Origin of the sequence: Paenibacillus sp. FSL R5-0766 (genome assembly GCF_037971845.1) — a bacterium.
GTDB lineage: Bacteria > Bacillota > Bacilli > Paenibacillales > Paenibacillaceae > Paenibacillus.
In genome coordinates this window covers 106,445-130,417 of sequence record NZ_CP150227.1, presented here as the reverse complement: position 1 = coordinate 130,417, position 23,973 = coordinate 106,445, and the positions used below count along the sequence as shown (strand labels likewise).

Here is a 23,973-nt window from a genome sequence, read left to right as displayed (position 1 = left end):
GCAAAAAAATCCTGTATCAACAGGATTCAGCTGCATTTATTGGCAGTACCATTGCGAAGTTGCATATTCACAGCCACTCGCATCTCGTCGATATCAAACGGTTTCGTAAAGTGCATGAGCGCTCCAAGATCTGTTGCTTCCTTAATCATGTCCAGTTCACCATAAGCGGTCATCATGATCACCTTGATACCCGGATCAATCTCTTTAATATGCTTCAGGATTTCAAGACCGTCCATCCCAGGAATCTTCATATCGAGCAATACCAAGTCAGGCTTGTCATTATTCACAATCTCCAGAGCAACCTTGCCGTTGGGTGCTTGAAACGTGTTATACCCCTCACTGCTGAACACTTCCATTAACAGGATTCGAATACCATTCTGGTCATCAACAATCAAAACTTTTTTATCTTCCACTCTGTAACCTCCTAGAATTAGGAAAGCATGCACATCATCGAATCTGGATAACTATCCCATAGTCGTCATGATAAGTATTCTACCTCTTCCATTAAAATCCTGCTACCTTCACAAAATGACAAAAAGCATTTTCACCTGCTCTTTATGCAAAAAAAGGGATGTTCAGGCAGCCGCTATGGTTGCCAGGAACATCCCCAATATCTATTACGTTAACACTATAACCATATTACTTCTGCGCATTCTCCAGAGAAGCTTTTACAAACTCACGGAACAATGGTTGCGGACGGTTTGGACGGGAAGTGAATTCCGGATGGAATTGTACCGCCAGGAACCATGGGTGTCCTGGAAGTTCCACGATCTCAACCAGACGTCCATCCGGGGATGTACCCGAGATAACCAGTCCTGCTTTTTCGATCGTTTCACGGTATTCATTGTTGAACTCATACCGGTGACGGTGTCTCTCATACACCAGCTCGTCATCATAACAAGCCATCGCCAAAGAACCTTCCTGAAGCTTACAAGGATACAGACCCAGACGCATCGTGCCACCCAGATTCTCGATATCTTTTTGCTCAGGCAACAGATCGATCACCGGGAATTCCGTAGCCGGATTAATCTCGGAACTGTTCGCACCATTCAAACCAACGATGGAACGTGCATATTCAATAACGGAAACCTGCATACCCAGGCAAATACCGAAGAACGGAATTTGTTTCTCACGAGCGTAACGGATTGCCGATACTTTACCTTCAATACCACGATCTCCGAATCCGCCAGGAACAAGGATACCGCCAATACCATGCAACAGGTCGCCTACATTCTCATCCGTAATATCTTCAGAAGGAACCCAGCGGATTTTCACATCGGCATTGGATGCAAATCCTGCATGAGACAACGACTCAACAACACTCAGGTATGCATCATGCAGCGCTACATATTTACCAACAATAGCGATCTCAACTGTATGCTCCAACTTGTTGATCCGGTCAACCAGCCCTTCCCACTCGCTCATATCCGGTGCAGGAGTAGTCAGTTTCAGGTGATTTACCACGATCTCATCCAAGCCTTCTTCACGCAGGTTCAGAGGTACTTGATACAACGTGTCTGCATCACGACATTCAACCACGGCATTTTCATCAATGTCGCAGAAGAGAGCGATCTTGGCTTTCATATCTTTAGACAATTCATACTCTGTACGGCATACAATCACATTTGGTTGAATACCGATGCTTCTTAATTCCTTAACACTATGTTGTGTTGGTTTTGTTTTCACTTCACCAGCTGCTTTGATATAAGGAATAAGTGTTACGTGGATATACATCACATTGTCGCGACCTACATCACTCTTGATCTGACGGATAGCTTCCAGGAAAGGCAAACTCTCAATGTCGCCCACTGTTCCGCCAATTTCCGTAATAACCACATCCGAACCCGCTTCACGTCCAGCGCGGAATACACGCTCTTTGATCTCGTTCGTAATGTGTGGGATAACTTGTACCGTTCCGCCCAGATATTCCCCGCGCCGCTCTTTGCTGATGACGGAAGAGTATACTTTACCAGTCGTGACGTTGCTGTTTTTAGAGAGATTGATATCAATAAAACGTTCATAGTGGCCAAGATCCAGATCCGTTTCCGCGCCATCATCCGTTACAAAAACCTCGCCATGCTGATAAGGGCTCATTGTCCCTGGGTCGATGTTAATATATGGATCAAATTTCTGGATCGTTACCTTAAGCCCTCTGTTTTTCAGCAATCTGCCCAGAGAAGCAGCCGTAATCCCTTTGCCCAGGGAGGACACAACTCCGCCCGTCACGAAAATATACTTTGTCACTGTTATTACCCTCCTAATATAAGTACAGAAATTCAGGCGATATATGATGTTATCGTAACCTGTTTCCCAGGTAATCATCGTTAAAAAGAGCAATGGCAGAAATTCCCTGCATCTGCGAACTGCTCTTTCTGCGAAGACGGTTTAAATAAACATTGTTTTACAGCAAAAAATGGTGCAAACATTCCGGTAGCCTTCATTCCATTTCGTGTTTTTGATATACAAAAACGGGCCACGAAATGTTGGCCGGGAGCATGTGGAATTGAAAACATTTTGCAAAATTATGCCTCTAAAAATACAAAAAAAAGTACTCCCGCAGGACGGGGCACCTTCTATAAAAAACATAAATATATTGTCGCTCATTCATAAGCCCATGCAATAGTTTACCCGTTACCCCGTCTGCTGTCAAGGCTGACTATTCCGGGGAAACGGGTAAATTATAGACGTCAAAAATGACTACCGATTATCAGAATCGTCGTCAAATTCATCCTCGTTTTCGGACTCTTCTTCGTCTTCTTCGAGGTCTTCATCTTCCAGATCATCATCTTCAACCAGCACTTCTTCTTCGCTGTCTTCTTCGTCAAAGATGTCGTCTTCGTCTTCATCTTCTTCGTCTTCTTCTTCGTCTTTATCAGTGCTGTCGAAGCCTTCATCGCTGCTATAGCTGTCTTCTTCTTCACCGAAGTCTTCATCTTCCAGATCATCGTCTTCATCGTTGATGATACGCGGACGCTTCGCACCCGTCATGGAATCTTCTGTTCCAGCTACCGGATACCAGCGCTTTAAGCCCCACAGACTTGTACCGACGCAAGCAAAACGGCCATCGATATTAATCTCGGTATATAGCTGGGCGATAAACTCGTTGATTTCTTCATCAGTCATTCCGCGCTGCTTCGCTACCTCATTCATTAAGTCACGATAGTAATACGGCGTATTAGCCGCTTTCAGCACCATAAAGGCAAGGTCCACCAAAGGGATCTCTTTTACCTTTTCTTTATCAATTTTCAAATTGAGCGAGGTACTCACTGCAGACACTTCCTCTCACACAAAATTCACTTTTTAACCCCTACGAACTGGACTGTTACGTATAACATATCCATTAACAAACCTAAGTAAAACCTATTTAGCGTTAAAAAGCAAGTTTTTATGTACGGATGTGACGCAAATGCGGAGAGCAGCAACAATATGTCCACATATTAAACGTGAAGTGACATCAAAACCCACAGGAATATCCTCTTTGCCAAAGAGACAACTCCATCATAAAAAAGACGGAGTCCCCTCCGCCTTCTGACTGTATACCCTTGGAGGATTACTCCTCACCAGGTTCCCCGCAAGAGCCCTCTAGCTCTCCATCCATCATATGTCCCTGCGCCCGTTTTGACACGAAGAGAATGTGTTTTTGTAAAAAAAGGGCAAGTTCCCCATGCGGCGGGATGAGCGCATTCATAGAATACCTCAGCATGTTCATCCCGAAGGGGGCTGCCCATTATGGACTATACTGGTTTATTGCATCAATTGATTGACGGAATGCGACGCCCTGAACCAGAACAGGGAGGGCGATATTTGATCCGATTTGCCAAACCGCAGCAGTACGAGGCCTGTCTCGTAGAATTGTCCCGAATGCGGAATGAATTCACCGACCTTGGGGCTGTACGTTCCTCGCGACTGGCTCGTTCCATTATCGCTCCAGTCCAACGCCCGGAGGACCTATACCGCTATGGGGATGAAATTACGATTGAAGAAGACGTTCCCATCTCCCTTCATGCCACTGCACTCCACAGCAAACCAAGCAATGCTCAAGGCATACCCTGGGGAGTGAAGCAGATTCGGGCGCCCAAAGTATGGTCTGTGTCTACCGGACACCGGATTAAAATCGGTGTGATTGATACAGGTGCTGATTATCATCATCCTGATCTTCGTTATTCCCTGGCACGCGGAATCAATCTGTTAAACCGCAGCCTGCTTCCTCATGATGATAACGGACACGGCACCCACATTGCAGGGACTATCGCTGCTGCCAACAGTACCGCCGGCATGATTGGTGTTGCTCCACGCTCCCTGATCTATCCGGTGAAGGCATTTGACCACAACGGATCGGCTTATGTATCCGATATTGTACTTGGCATCGACTGGTGTGTACGCAACAAGGTCGATATCATCAATATGAGCTTTGGCATGAAAACACGCAGCAAGGCGCTTCTTGACGTTGTCAATCGTGCATACCATGCTGGAATCGTTATTGTTGCTTCGTCAGGAAATGACGGCAAACGCCGCAGTATTGATTACCCTGCACGGTATCCCCAGACCATATCTGTTGGGGCAACCGACAAAAACAGACGTATTGCGTCCTTCAGCAATCGTGGCGCATATGTGGATGTCTATGCACCCGGTGATAAAATTGTCTCCTCCTGGGTACAAGGAAAGCATCACGAGATGAGCGGCACATCCATGGCGACGTCCCATGTGAGTGGCGCTATCGCCTTGCTACTCTCCAAACATCCGGGGTTATCCCCTAGTGAAATCAAGACACTCGTCAAACGTGCTACGATCCCTTTGCGTGCTCGCAAGACTACCACAGCAAAGAGCAAGGTGCGTGGTGGTGAGATTGATGCCCTGAAGCTAATGCAGGAGGGCGGGGAGTGAGCCAGCTCTGTCAGCCGTCAGCAGAATTTGATTGAGGCTTAGCGAAACGCAGTAGCCCGGCCCAGGCAGTACGCACGAGGAAGTATTACGTAGCGGCTGAAACTCTAGGTTACGCCCACTGTGATGTCAGAGCAGGCTAGTGTGCCTTGGATGGGTCAGGCATTTCGTTTTCTTAAGCTAGGGCACAGAACAAAAAAAGTCTCCATGTACCACGTTGAAGGCACTCAACATGGACATGGAGACTTTTTGCCTTAGGCAGAGCGGCGGATAGGCCGCGATCCTGGAATTTACATTTTGTCAGGAGCGGTTACGCCTACCAGACGAAGCGCTGTTGCGATAACGGTACGTACAGCACCGATCAGTGCCAGACGTGCTTGAGTTTGCTGCGCGTCTTCCGTAATGACACGTTCTGCACGGTAGTAGCTGTGGAACAGGGATGCCAGCTCGTATACATAACGGATGATACGATGAGGCGCATATCCTGTTGCTGCTGCCGAGATTTCCTCAGGCAGCTCTCCCATTTTGCGGAGAAGGTCATACTCGTGCTCTGTTGTCAGCTTGGACAGGTCAATCTGTGCCAGTGGCAGCAGTTCAATACCTTGTTCTTCAGCCTGACGGTATACGCTGCATACACGTGCATGCGCGTATTGTACATAGAATACCGGATTCTCATTGGATGTCGAAATCGCAAGGTCCATGTCAAAGTCCAGATGGGAGTCCATGCTGCGCATTGTGAAGAAGTAACGGATGGCATCAATGCCGACTTCATCCATCAGATCTTCCATCGTTACAGCTTTACCTGTACGCTTGGACATCTTCACTTTTTCACCGTTCTGGAACAAGCTCACCATCTGTGCAATCAAGACCACCAGTTTCTCAGGGTCATTACCCAGTGCTTGCATCGCGGCTTTCATCCGTGGAATATATCCATGGTGATCGGCACCCCAGATGTTAATCATCGTGTCGTATCCACGAGCATATTTGTCGCGGTGATAAGCAATATCTGGCGTCAGGTAAGTATACGTGCCATCGTTCTTGATCAATACACGTTCTTTGTCGTCACCGTACTGCATCGTCTTCAACCAAGTTGCTCCATCTTGCTCATAGATCTCATTGCGGTCACGCAATTCATCAAGCACTCGCAGCACTTCTCCGTTGTCGTACAGTGAAGTTTCGCTGAACCAGATGTCAAAGTTAACACGGAAGCGATTCAAGTCACGTTTGATCTTGTCCAGTTCCTTCTCCAGACCAAAGTCACGGAAATAAGCCGCACGGTCACCCGGATGCATGGACAGCAATTCGTCACCCTTTTCAGCAACAAGCTGCTTGGCGAATCCTTTAATATCTTCACCGTGATAACCGTCTTCAGGCATCTCAGCATCCTGACCCAGCTCTTGCAGATAACGAGCTTCAATGGAACGAGCCAGATTAAACACCTGATTACCTGCATCATTAATGTAGTATTCACGGGTTACATCATATCCTGCGTAGTCAAGGATGTTACATAGCGCATCACCTACAGCTGCTCCACGGGCATGGCCCAGATGCAGGCTGCCTGTCGGGTTGGCACTGACAAACTCCATCTCGACTTTGCGTCCTTCTCCGATGTTAATTCTTCCGTAATCTTCACCCTGCTCCTGCACAAGCGCAAGTACTGGATAGAGGTAACTCTTGTCCAATTTGAAGTTAATGAATCCTGGGCCCGCAATCTCAGCCTTCTCGATTCCGGCTTCAGCCAGATTCAGATTGGCAATGATCTCTTCAGCAATCTGACGAGGATTGCGCTTGGCAATCTTGGTCAGCTGCATGGCAGCATTGGTCGCCAAATCCCCGTGTGTCTTCTCACGCGGCACTTCCAATGTGATGGCTGGCAATTCGTCCTGCGTAACAATTCCGGCCGTCACAATGGCGTTGCCGATGGCCGTACTTACCCGTTCGTTAATCGTATCTAGTGGATTACGTGTCATGAAATTGGTTCCTCCTGTAAATGCAAACTAATCGCGAAATGTCCAGATTCTTCATCAAAGCGGTAAAAGTCGTAGCTCCACGCTGCGCGTGCGCTCAATCCCTGAATGGAAAGTTCCAGCTTCTGTGTATGCGTGGACAGGGCAAACGACATGTATGGTGATCGGTAGAAACCAGGAAGCTTCCGATTCAACTCAAAAGTCTGCTCCGATTCCACCTCACCATGACGTATAATCTTGATGGATTGTCCGCCCAGCTTCAATGTTGTACGGGTTGTACCTCCCTCAGGTCCAACCTGTGGTTCTTCATAACGAACATAAAGAACAGACCCTTTTAACACGGCTTCACCCTGCATTTCCTGCAGCACATCTTCACCTTCATAACGGCTGTGCAGCCGGATGTGTACCGGTCGCATGTTCGACATGAATGTTAACCTCCATTATATTCGAGGCGACGCAAAATCAGGCACGGCTGGTGAGAACAGCCCTTCCCGTATTGTTGTGTCGCTATACGCGCTCATATTCCCGGATAGCTCGCTATCCTACACTCTACTGTATAACTATATCCAGTTCCCTCGCTCAATTCAAATCCAAATTCAGAGTTTTTTCCTCATCAAGCCAAAAAAGAAGAGCCGCACCTGTAAAGTGCAACTCCCTTTTGCTTCATTATAATAAGATTCGTTCCTCCGATCAGGCCCATTGGGATTCATAAGGAAAAGGACATGTCGACTCACTCAGCTTCGCTCGCACCTGTACGAGACAACCACAATGCCGACAAGTTGTGCCATATTGCAATCCCGGACAAGCAGAGCAGATGGATAGCCGACGTTCATATTCCTCATCCTGTACCGTCGGACGCGAACGTGAGGCAATCTCCACAAGTCTGGCCATTTTGGCATCGCTAATCTTCACATCGTACTGATCATTACAGCCCTTGCAAGGTTCCTGCCTTTTCATCATTAACCCTCGACAGCGATGACCCCAACCGATGCTGGTGGAAGGACAAAACGCAAGGTGTTATTCTCCAGTGTGAGTCCTTCCCACGCCACAGGCTGAACATGATTCGGCTGTTCAAAGGTATTGAATGCACCAAAATCAGTATGGTGCAGAATCTGCCCGGTTACTTTAGCCGCTTGAGCTGCGTCCAGCTGGCATACAACTTCCAACTCATCCGTGTGGCTTAGATTACAAGCCGTCACGTGAATGACCCCATCCTTGTTGCGGGAGGCTGACAAGCTGAGCTGAGGAATGGTTTCTTCTCCGAAGGTATAACCAGGGCTTTCATAATTCAAATCCAGTCGCTGCGCATCCATATGAACCTGATACATATCAAATACATGATACGTAGGTGTCAGGAGCATTTTGTCCCCTTCCGTGAGCACAAGCGATTGAAGCACATTGACGATCTGCGCAAGATTTGCCATGTGTACCCGTTTATTATGTTGGTTGAAAATATTCAGGTTAACACCTGCAAGCACAGCGTCCCGCATCGTGTTCTGTTGATACAGGAACCCTGGATTGGTTCCCGGCTCAACGTTATACCACGTGCCCCATTCATCCACAATAATGCCGACTCTGCCCTCTGGATCATATTTGTCCATAATCTCGGAGTGTTTCACCAGTAATTCATCCATATGGAGCGTCTTTTTCAAGGTGGTGAACCATTCAGCCTCACCAAATCCTGTAGCTGCGCCTTTATCATTCCACTCTCCTGTAGGGATAGTGTAATAATGAAGACTGATCCCATCCATAAAGCGAGCAGCCTCCCGCATCAAGACTTCCATCCATTCATAGTTGCCTTCGTTCGGTCCACAAGCGATTTTATAAATCTCGTTCCCGGAATAGTTACGTACATATGTAGCATACCGGCGATATTCATCCGCATAATATTCAGGACGCATATTGCCGCCGCATCCCCAGTTCTCATTTCCCACGCCAAAATACTTCATTTTCCACGGTTCTTCCCTACCATTACTCTTACGCCAGTTCGCCATCGGGGATTCGCCGTCAAATGTGATGTACTCCACCCATTCCTGCATCTCCTGCACTGTACCGCTACCCAGATTGCCACTGATGTATGGCTCCGTGCCGAGTAGCTCACATAATCTCAAGAATTCATGTGTACCAAAGAGATTGTTCTCTTCCACACCGCCCCAGTGTGTATTGATCATACGAGCACGCTCACTCTTCGGACCTACACCATCTTTCCAGTGATATTCATCGGCAAAACAACCACCTGGCCAGCGAAGTACTGGAATATTAAGCTTCTGCAAGGCCGTTAATACATCATTTCGAATCCCATCCGTATTTGGAATGGGTGAATCTTCTCCTACCCAAAGCCCCTCATAAATACAACGTCCCAAATGTTCGGAAAAGTGACCATATATATTGCGATTTATTAATCCTTGATCTGAATCCGCCTTTAAAATAACATCAACCATAATTTCAACCTCCATTTAATGTATTGTTATCGCTTACAATAACTCGTTTTAGAGTAGGTTTCAACCGTTTTTATTTCTACACAAACAAGCCCCTTCCTGTGTAATTGATTAGGAAGAGGCTTGTTTGTTATAGAAATTCATACAGAGACATACCAAATTGATTATCATTCATTTCTAATTTGGATTTGCCCCGTTGTTATTTCAGAACAACAGGCTATTTAATCCTGCTCTGAAGGCAACAACATTTTTTGTTTCCAGGTCGTTCCACCATCTGTAGTCTGATAGATCGCAGGAGAGTTATCACTTGTGACTACGAGCCAACCCGTCTTGGCCGATGGGAACGAGATACGGGAACTGTATCCCGGATCTTTCAGGTCAATATTTTTCCACGTGGAACCTGTATCATAAGAACGTCCAATACCCACTTTGCCAGCTGCGGGTGAACCTGCAGACAGATACGCCGTCTGATTACCAATCAACGCCATGTTGCCGGGATGACCACCCGGGTTGGCTGGTCCGCTTCCTTTGCCCGTACTGTTTGTACCCGGTGCAGGACCTCCCCCTGCTGTGGATTGCGCAAATACTTGGGTCCAGTTCTTGCCTTGATTACCGCTTGCATAGAGGGAGTACGATTGTTGGGACATGCCTGCATCACCATACAGAAGGGCCCATACTTGTTGGCCATGTGCATACAGATCTGCTCCGCTCCATGTGTCTGAGACAACTCGAAGAGAGGTTGTCCAGTTCTTGCCGCCATCACTCGTTTGCTTCAGATGATATCCCGATCCAGGTACAACCACGACGGCATACCCTTGTTTCTCTGTTGCAAAGGCAGCTGCACGCGTGTTGGCAGGTGTATTCAATTTACTCCAGGTTACCCCGCCATCCTTCGTCTGATATGCACCATTATAGGTGTAACCATAACCTACATCTTTATTGCGAAAATCGATTCGCTTGAATTGAATGCCTGGCGTATCGAGCCGCGTCCAGTGCGATCCCCCATCATGGGTACGGATCAGGTAGGTTGAAGGTGAATCCTTCACTCGCGCCAGCGCATATCCGTTCACATTATTCGGAAAATCAAGCTGTGTGAATTGCCACTGCCCGGTATATATGGACTGCCACGTACATCCTGCATTCGAGGTACCGATCAGGAAGCCTTCACCCCCAGCTCGTCCAGTCGTATCATTAAGAAAATCAATGTCAGTAAATTGCAGGTGTTGCTCTTCCACACCGCTGCCCTTTTTCAATGTAGCAGATAGTCCATGATCTCCCTTTCCACATGCCTGTGAGGATGCGGCGTTAGCACCTGATAGCGTATGTACCGGACCCATCCCCCAAGCCAGCGTTAACGATAATGCGAATGCACCAATCCGTTTCCATGTCATTGTACTCTTGGTTGTCATCGTAACACCTCCTTCTATGGTTTTACCCAAATATGATGGTTCTAACGTAACAATCTGATTAACCCCGATGACAATTTCGCAAGAAAAAAACCACCTTTACCCATGATTAGATCATGTAGGAAAGGGTGGTTGTTTACTAAACGTTGTGTACTCTAAATTAAATGGGAAATGTCCTGATACCAAGGATAACAAAACTGATACTTAATAAAAGGCATAAACTAAAATATATTTTGTTGTATTTATATTCCCGAATACTATACGCAGCAAAAAGCATAGCCAGATCAGCCACCATCAACGTAAAGTTGAGAAATATCGTCACTGCTAATACAAAATTGATGACAAACACTATAAAAACTGCAGTCAGCCACTTGGGGTACATACTCAATTGAGTCCGAATCACACGCATTCACATTCACCTTTCCCTTCCTCTATTTCCATATTATACACAAATATTAAGATAGAGTCATACCAAGGCACGATATCTGCGTAAGAGGAGAGTCCACACTAACACATGAAATAAATGGTAGAGACAAGGGAACATACGTGCTATAATTAGTGTTATGGACTTTTGAATATCGGTGGATGTTTTCCAGACCACGGCGCAGCTTCCCGAAAGGGGGTGACGTCGATGGTCAAACTTGTAGCGTTGCTTGATGTAATCCGATGGATTGCTGCGATCCTCAGTATTGTACTGAGTGGGCGAAAGCTTTACCGTTGGTTGCGCAAAAAGTTTCGTAGCAAGCGAAAACCCACCTCATAAGGTCGGAAGCCTGACGGTGGGTTTCGCTTGAATAGCATTATTTAGTTCATGCACGCCGTGGCAATCCACAGCCTTTCGGGTCCTAAGAGTCTTTACCGTTGGCAGCGGTAAAGGCTCTTTTTAGTATATGACCGAACCCGATCACCATATACTTCACGAATGTAATATATCAATTAATATACTACTGAATACTTATGTAGTCAGTATAGCACAGCTCTGCATAAAAGTTAAATTAAGTTAATTTAGCTCAACTAAATTTAACTTCGTTGTTTGTTTGGCAGCATAATTTTGGCTCTATCATCCAGTCCGTTCCTTAAGCTGGAATAGTTGAGGACACAGGGATAAACGTTAGTAATAAAAAACGCCCTCCCCTGCGCAAAGTTGAACCCGCGCAGACAGAGAGCGTTATACTTATCGATTATTCAGTAATTATTTCACGAATCCAAGCAGCATTTCACGAATCAGCTTTGCAGCTACAATCTGTGTCTGTTGTGTTGGATCATAGATTGGTGCAACTTCAACCAAGTCACAGCCAACTACATTTACATCAGATCCAGCGATCATATGAATGGCTTCCAGCAGTTCCTTGGACGTAATGCCGCCCGCTTCTGCTGTACCTGTTCCTGGTGCTGCTGACGGATCAAGTACATCGATGTCGATGGTCACATACACCGGACGGTTGCCCATCTTCGGAAGAGCTTCCTTCATCGGAGCTGCCACTTCAAATGGATAGAAGTTGATGTTCTCGCGACCATACTGGAACTCCTCACGGGAACCGGAACGGATACCGAACTGATAGATATTTTTGCCACCCATCAACTCAGCTGCTTTACGTACTGGTGTGGAGTGGGACAATGGCTCGCCTTCATAGTTTTCACGAAGGTCAGCGTGTGCATCAATATGAATCAGGATAAGATCCGGGTATTTCTTGTACATCTGTTGGATGACTGGCCAAGTAACCAGATGCTCGCCACCGAGACCAACTGGGAATTTGTCGTCAGCGAGCAGACTGCCGATGTATTCATGAATTACCTCAAGGCTGCGTCCCGCGTTACCAAAAGGCAAGAGCAGGTCTCCAGCGTCAAAGTATGTCATGTCTACAATGCTTTTGTCGAGATATGGGCTGTACTCTTCAAGTCCAACCGATGCCTGACGGATATGAGATGGGCCGAAACGGGAACCCGGACGGAAGCTGACGGTGTAGTCCATCGGCATGCCATAGATAACCGCTTTGGAGTTCTCATAATCCTCAGAGCTGTAAATAAATACGTTTCCTGAATAAGCTTGATCCAGTTTCATTAATGATTTCCCCTTTTATTTCGTTAAATCTTCCACGAATTTAGGAAGTACAAATGCTGCTTTGTGCAGACGCGGAGAGTAATACTTGGTATCCATCTCCGGGATTTGAGTCTCATCCACTTCGAGCGGGTCATGTTTCTTACTACCCATGGTGAATGTCCACAAACCACTTGGATAGGTTGGAATATTACAGCCGTACACATGTACGATCGGGAAGATTTCTTTGACGTCTTTGTTCACCTTCTGGATCAGATCCGCCTTGAACCAAGGGTTGTCCGTTTGGGCAACGAAGATTCCGTCTTCTTTGAGTGCTTCGTAGATGCCTTGGTAGAAACCACGCTCAAACAATGGGGCAGCCGGGCCTACAGGCTCCGTGGAGTCTACGATAATCACATCGTATTCATTTTTATGTTCAATAATATGCATGTAGCCGTCGTTTACAAGCACTTCAACATTAGGCTCGTCCAACTTGCCGGCAATTTCAGGCAAATATTTTTGGGAGTATTCAATAACTTTACCGTCAATTTCGACGAGAACTGCTTTTTCTACAGCTGCATGTTTAATGACTTCACGAATGACTCCGCCATCGCCGCCACCGACAACCAGAACTTTTTTCGGATTCGGGTGAGTGTTCAGCGCAGGGTGTGCCGCCATTTCGTGATATACGAATTCGTCTTTTACAGTCGTCATCACCATGCCATCAAGAAGCAACATGTTACCGAATTCTTCGGTTTCTACCATGGCCAAATCTTGAAAATCCGTTTTCTCTGTAACATAGGTCTGCTTAATCTTCGCGGTGATCCCGAATACCGGGGTCTGTTTCTCCGTAAACCACAATTCCATAATCTCTACCTTCTTTCCGTAAAGTTAATGATCAGCCATACCCGACCAAGTGCTATGCACTATAATCGGTTCGCCCAAGCACGTCCAGCGTTCGGCGCCATATCGCGTTATCATTGCTGGCCTGCGGGAAAGGTCCGCGGTTCACTTCATTATATAGATAGTATATCTTGTACCGAATCTTACCTTTTCATTACCCTTTTGCATTATACGCGATTGACGTTTATACTGCAAAACGGTTTTTAAGGCGAAAATGCTACATTTTGTTTGCTTATGCACCCGATTGAATATCCCTGCCAATCAAGTCCCATACTGGAAGAAAAGAGAGGAGCCCGTTCCATGACCAAGCCAAATCAAAAGACCCGCAAACGCGGGTTCCGTGTACGTAAATTGTTTAAAAACCTGTCTCTGCTCGCTGTGCTCGCCATACTTGCTACCGCTGCAGGATTGGTCTATCTATACGCAACCAGCCTTCCCCTAGCAGACTCTGATCGGAATTCCAGATTACTGGACAGTCAGGGTGAAGTCATCGCTACCTTCTCCGCAGGTGGCAAAGACTCTGTACCCGTTCAACTGGAGGATATCGCTCCAGATTTGGTCAATGCCACTCTGGCTGTAGAGGACCGCAAATTCTATAATCACTACGGGTTCGACGTGCAAGGGATGGGACGGGCTGTGCTCGTTAACCTCGAACATATGCAGATGTCGCAAGGTGCAAGTACATTGACTCAACAGCTGGCGCGTAACCTGTATCTATCTCATGAGAAAACATGGACTCGCAAAGCCAAGGAAGCCATGTACACGGCGCAATTGGAGATGAAATACAGCAAGGATGAAATTTTGCAGATGTATCTTAACGAAATCTATTATGGGCATGGTGCGTACGGAATCGAAGCGGCTTCACGAATGTATTTTGGCAAATCAGCCAAACAGCTGGATCTTGCAGAGAGTGCCATGCTGGCAGGAATCCCGAAAGGACCTACCTACTATTCACCCTATAACCATATGAAGAATGCCAAAGACCGACAGAAGATTGTGCTGAATGCCATGGCTGATATCGGCAAGATCACCCAAGCTGAAGCGGATAAGGCCTATGAGAAAATGCTTTCGTTCAAACCGGAAAGTGAGCGTAAAACGGTGGAAAGTGCCCCGTATTTCCGTGACTATATCCGGAATCTGGCCATCAAAGAGCTGGGAATCAGTGAAGCGATGCTGGATCATGGGGGATTGAATATCTACACCACCCTGGATCTGCGTGTGCAAAAAGCGGCTGAAGACGCCATAGCGAAGGGTATGGATGCCAAAAGTGAGCTGGAGACGGCCCTCGTGTCCATCGACCCTCGGACGGGCTACATCAAAGCCATGGTAGGCGGCAAGAATTACCGCACCAATCAGATTAACCATGTACTGGCGACAACGCGCCAGCCAGGTTCGGCGTTTAAACCCATTATGTATCTGGCAGCCTTGGAATCCAAGCAACTCACCAGCGCATCCATATTTAACAGTGAACCTACCCTGTTTCACTATGACAATGACCGCAAAACCTATAAACCCGGCAACTTTGGAGACAAGTATCTGGGTGAGATTGATCTAAGACAGGCGATCGCCGCTTCAGACAATATCTATGCGGTGAACACCATTATGCAGATCGGTCCTGAGCAGGTTGTCAGTATGGCAAAAAATCTGGGCATTACAAGCAACCTGAGCGCCGTGCCCTCTCTTGCACTGGGAACCTCACCTGTTAGTCCGCTGGAGATGGCGTCGGCCTTTTCCGTCATTGCTGCTGGTGGACAACGGACGCCACCTGTCGCCATTCTGCAAGTAACAGATGCCGCAGGACGTGTACTCTATGAATCCCCTCAAACCAAGGCTGAGACCGTCGTGGAACCTGCAGCAGCTTATGTCCTGACTCGTTTAATGGAAAGTGTCTTCGAAAATGGGGGAACGGGTAACCGGGTGTCTAAGGCGATCAAACGTCCGGTTGCCGGAAAGACGGGAACGACCAATACGGATGCCTGGCTCGTCGGATTCACACCCGAGCTCTCCACCGCTGTATGGGTTGGGTACGACCAAGGCAAAGCCATCTCAACTTCGGATGGTCGCCGGGCGGCGCCGATCTTTGCCCAATTCACAGAGCAGGCTCTTGCGAGCGTACCACCCAAAATTTTCACCGTGCCTGATCATGTTGTAAGTGTCTATATTGACCCGGAATCCGGCAAGCTGGCAGGCAACGGTTGTGAAGAGAAACGATTGGAAGTTTTTATTGATGGTACTGAACCGACAGAGGTATGTCATGGTACGACGGATGATTCGGATTCTGGAGAAGATGAGAAGACCCGCCAGGTACAGAATCAACAAGGCATACAGGAAGAAAAACATTCCTGGTGGGGAGATTTCAAACGTTGGTGGGTAGAATGATGCAAATGGGCGATGACTTAGTTGCGTCACCTATAACCCCTGGTTATATTGAACAATTGGAAATTCACTTCGAATGGAAACTCATAATTATTCAGATCGATGAATATGATTAATGCACAAGCAAAAGACCCCCAGCCGAACTTTCCGGTCAAGGGGCCTTTTGCTTCTTTTTGCTTTTATACTTTGTTGAAAATGATCTGCCTTAGGCGAGTGCTTCCTTCAATACATCTGGAGAAGCATTCCACCATTCTTCATTGTGTGAGATCAGCAGTGTCTTAAGTGCAGCTCGAGCTTCAGGTCCAAGCTCATCCAGCATGAAGCGACGCTTCAAGGCATAATCCATGCGATTCACATGTTCGGCCAACAGTTTCCATCCGCGTCTTGCTTCCGTATCAATCCACATCTCACATGCCGTTGCTCCACCATACAGTTGGCCTTCCTCCGTGCGATCGACAGCTACCCACACCAGCCATACCTGGCGTCCGTTGGGCACATCTTCACGATTGGTAGAGAACTTGATATTGCGTTCCACTTTGCTCTTCGCATGCATCGCACCGATATCGATTTTGGCTTCGCCATTATCAATAATGACCGGGGAAAGGTTATTCAGATCAATGGAGCCTGCACCGAAGCCTTTATGCTTGCTTTTTGCACTAACGATATTCAAGGCAATCTGTTTTTTGCCGTTTTGCTCGTTTTGGTCCATGTTTATAGCCTCCAAGGGTTGATACAAATATTTTAACTAATAATTGCCCCATTGCAAACATATACATGCTGTAGATGCTTGTCAACGGGAGGTATTTAACGATGATTCCACGACGCGCCAAGAGCTGGCTCACTGCATCCCTGGCCCTGTGTGTACTTGCCGGAGGGATATGGATCACTCTGGGTTATAATCGCTCAACTCATTCCGAATTGCCAGTACTCGCCCCCGAATCGGGCAAGCCCAAGGCAATAGCTCCAACTCCAGCACCTCCAGAAAGTGTACAGACCCCTACAGCCGAAGTGTACAGCAACCGTGTTGTGGAATATCACATGGATGTGAAGCTGGTCGAAGGAAACGTATTGGAAGGGACTCAGACGATTACCTGGACACATCCAGGCAAAAAAACCGTCAGCGAGCTTTACTTTCATATGTATCCCAACGCCTTCTCTTCTGCTGACACCACCTTTATGAGGGAATCCGGCGGAAAGCTTCGGGGTGATGTCATGCCTACCAATGGTTACGGCTCCATGAACATTACCGAAATGAAAACGGAGGACGGGCTCTCTCTCCTGCACCGGATGCAGTATGTGCAACCAGATGACGGAAATATCAAGGACACCACCCTCATTAAAGTACGCCTGCCCAAACCCGTCAAAGGCGGGGAAAGCATCACGCTCCACACCCGATTTGAAGTGAATCTGCCAAAGATTTTTGCACGGATGGGAACTGCTGATCACTTTGTCATGGCAGGTCAATGGTTTCCCAAATTAAGTGCCTATGAACCTGTAGGCAGGCGTGGACGAACAACGGAAGGCTGGAATCTGCACCAGTACCATGGCAATTCAGAGTTCTACGCCGACTTCGGTATATATAGTGTGCGTATTCGGGTGCCTGAAACATACAAAGTGGCTGCTACCGGATTTCCAACGCAGCAAGCCGTGGTGAAGAACGGAGAAAAGGTCTATCAATTCTATGCCGATGATGTGCATGACTTCGCCTGGGCAGCCTCACCCGATTTTGTGTACGCCGAGGAACCATTCTCTGCACCCAATGTGCCTGGTGTACGAATCAAGTTATATCTGGACCCAGCTCATCAGGATCTGAAAGAACGTTATTTCCATGCTGCGAAGGCGGCTCTAGCCAATTATAGCAAATGGTTTGGCCCATATCCTTACGCTACCTTATCCATCGTAGTTCCACCCAAAGTGGGGAACGGTGCTGGAGGTATGGAATACCCTACGCTAGTTACGGCCTTTGGAGCCGATGACACTACGCCAGGTTATGACCTGGAACGTACCGTAATCCACGAGATCGGACACCAGTACTTCTACGGCATGGTTGCCAGCAACGAATTCGAGGAGGCCTGGCTGGATGAGGGGTTCACCTCTTATGCAGAAGACAAACTGATGGAGCAGGAATACGGATTGATTCCGAATCTGCCGGTACAATCGGGACTGATTACGTCTCCTTCATCCTTAACACAAGAATCCTGGAAGTTTGATTCACAGAATGAGTATGCAGCCAATGTCTATACACGTGGCAAGCTTGTATTGCTTGGTATTGAACATCAAGTCGGTGCAAAAAAGATGGAACGCATTCTCTCTACCTATGTGAAGAAGTACCGCTTCAAACATCCCACTTCGGCTGATTTTCAGAACGTTGTGGAACAAGTGACCCGCACTTCCTGGTCTGATTATTTTGATCAGTACGTCTTTGGTGACGGGATGGCTGACTTTGCTGTAGAGAAGATTCGTGTTACGCCCGTACAGAAAGACGGTCAAACATTGTACGAGTCATCCGTGACGATCGCAAAAAAAGGGAGTGATTACAGCGCCGTTCCTGTTCGCATTGCTTTTGAAGATGGGCATATCCTCACCAAACAATGGAATGGAAAAGAAGATCGCATCACGTATAAATTAACTCACACATCTCCCGTATCCTGGGCCATGACCGATCCCCTGTACACGATCGTGCTGGAGAACCGCCATATGAACAATTTCCTGAAATCCGGACTGGATGAGCGGGCGAAGTCCCGCTGGAGCATGAGTGTAACCAAACTAATAGAAGCCATATTCGGAGGTCTGTCATGGTGAGGTGGAAACGGTGAAAGCGAAAATACGTGAAGGCTGGTTTCTCGTCCGTCAGCATATGTTCATTGCAGCAATCTTATTTCTCTATCAACTCATTTGGGGATATTTCTTCTATCGAATGGTACAATCGGCGGTCATCCCACTACTCCTGCGCTATCCGAATGCTGATGCCGGGGAGTTGAGTACACTTTTGTTCAAAATGGAAAGTCAACTTAACCTGTCTACCCATCCGGAGGTTCATCGTTATCTATGGATTCTAGGGGGCATGCTGCTGGTTCGGATGTTGATCAGCCCCCTCATTCAGGCAGGACTGCTCTACTCACTTCAGCACTTTAATTCTACAGAAGAGCGCATCCCCTTTGTCCGCGGAATCAAAAATCTGTGGAAACCGATGCTGCTGCTCCACACCATACGTACTTTATTGATACTTCTGCCCGCCTACTGGCTCATACCGAAGCTCTACTCGATTCTCATGGACGGATTTCATTCCCTTCAATTACTTTTGCCTGGTATCCCTTATGTTGTTGCCTGGATTTTATATGGTTGGATCATCCACCACGCCATACTCTACATGCAGTTCGGTGTTTCGGCACCAGAAGGAGAAGGCGGGGCTCACGGTACCCTCAGAGCACTCTGGATTGCAATGCGTCATCTCATCGCTGTAATCGGCATTGCACTCCTGCTGGGCGGAGTACACCTGCTCGTCTTTGGGGCATTCACTTCAGCCTCATGGTTATTAACGGGACTTACCGGACTTATACTACAACAGACGTATCCACTTGCCAGATGTCTATTGAGTCTGTGGAAAATATGCAGCCATTTCCGATTATGGCAGTCCAAAATATCCAAAGGTGAGAGCAGATAGTTTAAAAATTGTTACCATCACATGTTAAACTCTTGCCCTAATATGTACTTAATAAATAGGCAAACCTCAACCTTTCCCCGTCAAAGGTCGAGGTTTTTTTGCTAAATTTGTTGTTAAACGTTGCCAAAGCCGTACTCCTCTGTTACAATAATCGCAGTGAGTTTTTAGTAACAACTTTGTAATCTTTACATTCATATTTGTAACTACTTAAAATTAAATCGTCATTTCTTGATTTCGCAGGTGCATAACTAGCATAGCCAAATTCCTGGCACCTGGGAAGCGGGGGAACCAGTTATGGGTGAATTGATCTTGCTACAGAGGGATCATAGGGGACCTTCAACCGAATCCTTAAGCTAACCTCGCAGGCATTGGAAGGGGAATATCTCTTGTTCAAGAAGAAATTAACCGCAGCTGTACTTAGCATCACATTCGCTTTATCACTTGGTGCAGGTAGCGCATTCGCAGATTCAAAGATGGACACAGTAATTGATTCAGCAATGGGAACTACATACAAAAGTGGGGGAACAACGCTTAACGGCTTTGACTGCTCCGGATTTACACGGTATGTATTCGACAAGTTGGGTATTGATTTGGCACGCCAATCCAGTTCCCAATTCGACATGGGCGATTCCGTATCCCGCATGGAAATGAGAGCTGGCGATCTGGTGTTCTTTAATACAACAGGTAAAGGCGTATCTCATGTAGGAATCTTTGTAGGAGATGGAAAGTTTGCACACTCCTCTTCTTCCAAAGGCGTTACGATCAGTGCATTGAGTGAAAACTATTGGGCCAATCGTTATGTTGGCGCGAAACGGATTATGAGCACGGACGCATATGAATCACTGGCCCTTGACTAGGGACAAGCTGAGCAACATGATGCTGTAACCATTAACCATACTGGAACGAAGCAAGAAGCATAACAGAACCGCCCGGTACATTCTCCGCAGGAATGTATCCGGCGGTTTTTTTGTGCTTCAATCCTTATTCATGTTACAAGTTATACTCGGGGTATATCCTGCGACATCAACAGGTTCATTTTGCGTTCGTTCGTCCGTGCCCTTATGATGTTTTTACCCATCCCGTTATAATATAAACGAAATTACCGGAACTTTTGTTTCATTTTTTTCTTGGGAAGGAAGACTTGCTAAATGAACATCTCTTTTGTAGAGTGGACAAAGAGTTCTGTTTCAAGGAAAGGAGCATGCAGGTGTATGAAGGAAACCCCTGTGACGTTTCACGTTGTACCCATGCGAGAAGAACATGCGGAGCTTATCTGCAGTTGGCAGTATGACCCGCCTTACAATATCTACAGCTGGCTCCCCTGGGAGCAGATGAAAGCTCTGGAAGTGGAATTCGGAGATGCACAGCTGCGGCAGGAGCAATATGCGATCGTCCTGGATCAGAACGATCGTATATGTGGATTTGCTCAATACTTCCCACTTGAAGGGGTAACCCGGATTGGCCTTGGCATGCATCCAGAGCTGTGTGGTCAGGGTCAAGGGACAGCTTTTGTCACTGCTATTGTACAGGAAGCCATTCGCCGAAATCCCACGAATGAGATTGATCTGGAAGTACTCACTTGGAATGCTCGTGCCATTCAAGTCTATCTGAAGAGTGGATTTGTCACCCAGGATACATACGAACGACAGACCCCAAGCGGCCTGAAGCCCTTTCACTGTATGGTTTATGAAGGGCCTCGCGGTTAGAATCCATTGCAAAACAACCAAATTCGCCCCTTGTTATGTGATTAGTTCAAAAAATTCCCACAAAATGCTATGATGTCAGTACAGGTTCCGTTATAATGATATGGATAGTTTCAGGTTAGATGATCTTTCATTCTGGAGGGGACATAAGGGATGCACAAATGGATCATGAGCGGAGTATTTTTTGCAGCATGCGCTTTAGCTATTGTTTTAATGTTTACGCTTCCAGGGAAAGAAGAAGTGGCTGAAGAAGCCAAACCAACCATGCCGGAAGTAACATTGGATGCCGGACAAGCTGAAGCACTGGTCAAAGCCAATTGTATCTCCTGTCACGGGGATCAGCTTCAAGGTGGCGTAGGACCTGCTCTGGCCAACATCGGCAGCCAGGATGATCTGGAGAAGATCTATTCTACGATTGTCAAAGGTAAAGGTGGTATGCCTTCCTTCAAGGGCAAGCTACAGGATGAAGAGATTGCCAATATCGCCATGTGGCTGTCAGAGAAGAAATAATCTCTGCACACGCATAACAAAGAGGCCCTTTAATCCCCTTTTGGGAGAATAAGAGCCTCTTTGTTATATCAATTATTAGGCATCTAGCGCGTGCTCGGCCAGAAAGGCCTCAACTTCACGTGCGGACGGCATCCCGGACTGGGCACCGAGCTTTGTCACGGATAACGCGGCCGCACCCATGGCGAAGCCTACGGCCGCGTCCAAGGTCTCACCGCGCGCGAGGGCTACCGCCAGCGCGCCGTTGAAGCAATCGCCAGCGCCGGTCGTATCGACGGCGCTTACGGCGTAGCCGGGCGCACGGCACGCGCCGGCACGCCCTGCTTGTACGCGGCCACCAGGCGCCGCCGCGTACACAGCCCCCTCGGGGCCGAGCGTCGTAACGACAGCGGCCCCGAGGGATGCGGCGAGCTCTGCGACCGCCGCATCCAGGTCTTCCGGCCGGAGATGATCCCGGCCGGTAAGCACGGCAAGCTCACTGCGGTTCGGCGTGACAACGTCGACGCACCGCAGGAGCTCCTGGGGTAGACCCGGCACCGCGGGAGCCGGGTTGAGCACCACCAGTGCGCTGCCTTCAGCCGCCAGTTGGGCGGCGCGGGTAACCGCTGGCAGCGGGATCTCCAGCTGCAGCAGCACCGCTGCGGCTGCAGTCAGGCTTTTTACCGTATCCGCCTCTTCCAGCATCTCAGGCACCACTTGCCCATTCGCACCAGGAATAACGATAATCCGGTTGTCTCCCCGAGAGAGCCAGATGGAAGCCGTCCCAGTAACCGTGTCTTCCAATCTGCGAACCTGCGAGACATCTGCACCACTTTCCGTCAGACTGTGCAGCAGACGTTCGCCAAAACCATCCGATCCCACCGCACCAATCATTGTGGTCTGTCCACCCAGACGCGCAGCAGCGACAGCTTGATTTGCACCTTTGCCGCCAGCGAGATAGTGGAGTTCCTCCCCGCTCACTGTCTCTCCCTCTTCCGGAATCGTATCTGTCTTCACCACGAGATCCATATTGAGACTGCCTACGACAGCAATAAGAGGTTGTTCCTGATTATAGTCTGACATGTATGGGTTCACTCACTTTCGGGCGTGCGATAATAACCAACCTTGTTATTCCGACCTCATTTTGTCATAAGCTTCGTTGTACTGCCCTGCTTCCTTAATATCTACAGATGTAATACCGCCCGCATCCCATGACGTAAGACGCAGCGTAACCGTTGTATAGTCAATCGTAATAAAAGGATGATGATTGAACGCTTCCGAGATCGCAGCGACCTCATCCACAAATGCAATCCCTTTCATGTAGTTGGAGAACACAAATTTGCGTACAATCCACCGTCCCTCTTCCAGTTCCCAGCCTTCCAGCCTCCCCAGATGAGCTTCGACTTCCTCTTGCGAAAAAACCATGCGTTATCTTCCTCCCCATAGGATGGTACATTACAGACGTATGTCCGTATAACCACCGACACCTTCGGTCCGATCAACAGCAACCTCAAAGGCCAGGCTCACCGCCATGCGGTTGGCCCATTTCACGACTAACATCTTACCACGGACAAGCTTCAAAATCCAATCACCTACATGGCATAGAACCACTAACCATAAGGCTTTGGGGGAAATTCCAGTTCCATTCATCCCCCTGAAAATGCATATAAACACACTAAATTAAAGGTACAAATGTCAACTCTTCTTCCCCGATCAAAATATGAATGCGGTGCTGCTCCTTATCATGGATGACCACGCCACTTCCAACCGGAATAACAGACTCCTCACCCAGCGCATAGAACAAATCCTCCGCCAACGCCTCATCCACTTCAAGTTGGTCAGATGCAGCCAGTCTCTCCCACTCTTCCGAGTCCATTTCAAAGAAAACATACCGATCCGGTATGCGCCCGATTGCCGTTGTCAAATCTGTCAAAATTCCTTCATAATCCCGTCCATGCTTTACGCCCATTGGCTTTTCACTCCTATTCGGCCCCTAAGGAGCGGATTTGATCTTATTATACCTGAAAATAGCCCTTAAAAAAAAAGGCCTATTGGTCGATAAATACTATACATGATCGTTTTAACTGTTTTGGCAATCCAAAAGTGTGCCA

At 47.6% G+C, this 23,973-nt stretch carries 23 protein-coding genes and 1 riboswitch; of the genes, 8 read left to right on the top strand and 15 right to left on the bottom strand.

The window, feature by feature from the left end; all coding sequences use genetic code 11:
- Positions 1–26 precede the first annotated feature (26 nt).
- From MKY66_RS00610 to rpoE, 3 genes are all read right to left on the bottom strand, one after another.
- Complete coding sequence (locus MKY66_RS00610; protein WP_017691292.1) at positions 27–413, bottom strand: response regulator; 387 nt, start codon at positions 411–413, stop codon at positions 27–29.
- Between the two features lie 226 nt (positions 414–639).
- Entirely contained in the window at positions 640–2,244 is a 1,605-nt protein-coding gene (locus MKY66_RS00605; RefSeq protein WP_076217010.1) for a CTP synthase, read from the bottom strand.
- Between the two features lie 453 nt (positions 2,245–2,697).
- The gene (gene rpoE, locus MKY66_RS00600; RefSeq protein WP_076217009.1) at positions 2,698–3,267 is read right to left on the bottom strand and encodes a DNA-directed RNA polymerase subunit delta; all 570 of its coding nucleotides are present in this window, start codon (positions 3,265–3,267) and stop codon (positions 2,698–2,700) included.
- Between the two features lie 462 nt (positions 3,268–3,729).
- Here rpoE and MKY66_RS00595 point away from each other — a divergent pair, with 462 nt between their 5' ends.
- The gene (locus MKY66_RS00595) at positions 3,730–4,884 is read left to right on the top strand and encodes a S8 family peptidase (protein WP_036607270.1); all 1,155 of its coding nucleotides are present in this window, start codon (positions 3,730–3,732) and stop codon (positions 4,882–4,884) included.
- A 287-nt stretch (positions 4,885–5,171) separates the two neighbouring features.
- On the opposite strand, the gene argS is transcribed toward MKY66_RS00595, so the two are convergent.
- The 5 genes from argS to MKY66_RS00570 all read right to left on the bottom strand — a co-directional run bounded on the left by argS (position 5,172) and on the right by MKY66_RS00570 (position 10,695).
- Complete coding sequence (argS, locus tag MKY66_RS00590; RefSeq protein WP_036607272.1) at positions 5,172–6,851, bottom strand: arginine--tRNA ligase; 1,680 nt, start codon at positions 6,849–6,851, stop codon at positions 5,172–5,174.
- On the bottom strand, positions 6,848–7,273 hold the full coding sequence (locus tag MKY66_RS00585; protein WP_076217008.1) for a DUF1934 domain-containing protein: 426 nt from the start codon (positions 7,271–7,273) through the stop codon (positions 6,848–6,850). Before MKY66_RS00585 ends, argS begins: the two co-directional genes overlap by 4 nt.
- Positions 7,274–7,538: 265 nt before the next feature.
- Positions 7,539–7,808 carry a DUF6171 family protein gene (locus tag MKY66_RS00580; RefSeq protein WP_237178610.1) on the bottom strand — a complete coding sequence of 90 codons (270 nt, stop codon included), beginning with the start codon at positions 7,806–7,808 and terminating at the stop codon, positions 7,539–7,541.
- Entirely contained in the window at positions 7,808–9,289 is a 1,482-nt protein-coding gene (locus MKY66_RS00575) for an alpha-N-arabinofuranosidase (RefSeq protein ID WP_076217007.1), read from the bottom strand. The genes MKY66_RS00580 and MKY66_RS00575 overlap by 1 nt, the downstream gene beginning before the upstream one ends.
- Positions 9,290–9,507: 218 nt before the next feature.
- Positions 9,508–10,695 carry a hypothetical protein gene (locus MKY66_RS00570; RefSeq protein ID WP_076217006.1) on the bottom strand — a complete coding sequence of 396 codons (1,188 nt, stop codon included), beginning with the start codon at positions 10,693–10,695 and terminating at the stop codon, positions 9,508–9,510.
- Positions 10,696–11,323: 628 nt separating this feature from the next.
- Between MKY66_RS00570 and MKY66_RS00565 the strand changes: the two genes are divergently transcribed.
- Positions 11,324–11,455, top strand: coding sequence for a hypothetical protein (locus tag MKY66_RS00565; protein WP_017691304.1), 132 nt, complete (start codon positions 11,324–11,326; stop codon positions 11,453–11,455).
- A gap of 429 nt (positions 11,456–11,884) precedes the next feature.
- Here MKY66_RS00565 and speB read toward each other — a convergent pair whose 3' ends face one another.
- Together speB and speE are read right to left on the bottom strand one after the other, a co-directional pair.
- Positions 11,885–12,754 carry an agmatinase gene (gene speB / locus MKY66_RS00560; protein ID WP_076217005.1) on the bottom strand — a complete coding sequence of 290 codons (870 nt, stop codon included), beginning with the start codon at positions 12,752–12,754 and terminating at the stop codon, positions 11,885–11,887.
- A 15-nt stretch (positions 12,755–12,769) separates the two neighbouring features.
- Positions 12,770–13,597 carry a polyamine aminopropyltransferase gene (gene speE, locus MKY66_RS00555; protein WP_076217004.1) on the bottom strand — a complete coding sequence of 276 codons (828 nt, stop codon included), beginning with the start codon at positions 13,595–13,597 and terminating at the stop codon, positions 12,770–12,772.
- Positions 13,598–13,933: 336 nt separating this feature from the next.
- On the opposite strand from speE, the gene MKY66_RS00550 reads away from it, so the two are divergent.
- Positions 13,934–16,012: a PBP1A family penicillin-binding protein gene (locus MKY66_RS00550; RefSeq protein WP_036607282.1), complete on the top strand. Its 2,079-nt coding sequence runs from the start codon at positions 13,934–13,936 to the stop codon at positions 16,010–16,012.
- 202 nt (positions 16,013–16,214) lie between these two features.
- On the opposite strand, the gene MKY66_RS00545 is transcribed toward MKY66_RS00550, so the two are convergent.
- Positions 16,215–16,718, bottom strand: coding sequence for a YwhD family protein (locus MKY66_RS00545; RefSeq protein ID WP_076217003.1), 504 nt, complete (start codon positions 16,716–16,718; stop codon positions 16,215–16,217).
- Positions 16,719–16,819: 101 nt separating this feature from the next.
- On the opposite strand from MKY66_RS00545, the gene MKY66_RS00540 reads away from it, so the two are divergent.
- The 5 genes from MKY66_RS00540 (at position 16,820) to MKY66_RS00520 (ending at position 21,886) form a co-directional block, all read left to right on the top strand.
- The gene (locus MKY66_RS00540) at positions 16,820–18,811 is read left to right on the top strand and encodes a M1 family metallopeptidase (RefSeq protein WP_076217002.1); all 1,992 of its coding nucleotides are present in this window, start codon (positions 16,820–16,822) and stop codon (positions 18,809–18,811) included.
- A gap of 10 nt (positions 18,812–18,821) precedes the next feature.
- Positions 18,822–19,673: a hypothetical protein gene (locus MKY66_RS00535; RefSeq protein WP_076217015.1), complete on the top strand. Its 852-nt coding sequence runs from the start codon at positions 18,822–18,824 to the stop codon at positions 19,671–19,673.
- A gap of 245 nt (positions 19,674–19,918) precedes the next feature.
- A riboswitch (cyclic di-AMP (ydaO/yuaA leader) is annotated at positions 19,919–20,056 on the top strand.
- A gap of 39 nt (positions 20,057–20,095) precedes the next feature.
- Positions 20,096–20,530, top strand: coding sequence for a C40 family peptidase (locus MKY66_RS00530; RefSeq protein WP_223199955.1), 435 nt, complete (start codon positions 20,096–20,098; stop codon positions 20,528–20,530).
- A 354-nt stretch (positions 20,531–20,884) separates the two neighbouring features.
- The gene (locus MKY66_RS00525; protein ID WP_076217001.1) at positions 20,885–21,379 is read left to right on the top strand and encodes a GNAT family protein; all 495 of its coding nucleotides are present in this window, start codon (positions 20,885–20,887) and stop codon (positions 21,377–21,379) included.
- Positions 21,380–21,529: 150 nt separating this feature from the next.
- A complete protein-coding gene (locus MKY66_RS00520; RefSeq protein WP_036607288.1) occupies positions 21,530–21,886 on the top strand; it encodes a cytochrome c in 357 nt (118 codons plus the stop codon).
- Between the two features lie 75 nt (positions 21,887–21,961).
- Here the strand turns inward: MKY66_RS00520 and rbsK are convergent, their stop codons facing one another.
- The 4 genes from rbsK to MKY66_RS00500 are packed head-to-tail and all read right to left on the bottom strand — an operon-like array spanning position 21,962 to position 23,831.
- Entirely contained in the window at positions 21,962–22,945 is a 984-nt protein-coding gene (gene rbsK, locus MKY66_RS00515; RefSeq protein ID WP_076217000.1) for a ribokinase, read from the bottom strand.
- 45 nt (positions 22,946–22,990) lie between these two features.
- Positions 22,991–23,287 carry a 4a-hydroxytetrahydrobiopterin dehydratase gene (locus tag MKY66_RS00510; protein ID WP_062838136.1) on the bottom strand — a complete coding sequence of 99 codons (297 nt, stop codon included), beginning with the start codon at positions 23,285–23,287 and terminating at the stop codon, positions 22,991–22,993.
- A 30-nt stretch (positions 23,288–23,317) separates the two neighbouring features.
- Positions 23,318–23,512, bottom strand: coding sequence for a hypothetical protein (locus MKY66_RS00505; protein ID WP_076216999.1), 195 nt, complete (start codon positions 23,510–23,512; stop codon positions 23,318–23,320).
- A gap of 25 nt (positions 23,513–23,537) precedes the next feature.
- Positions 23,538–23,831 (bottom strand): hypothetical protein, encoded by a 294-nt coding sequence (locus MKY66_RS00500; protein WP_076216998.1) that lies wholly within the window; start codon positions 23,829–23,831, stop codon positions 23,538–23,540.
- Between the last annotated feature and the right edge of the window lie 142 nt (positions 23,832–23,973).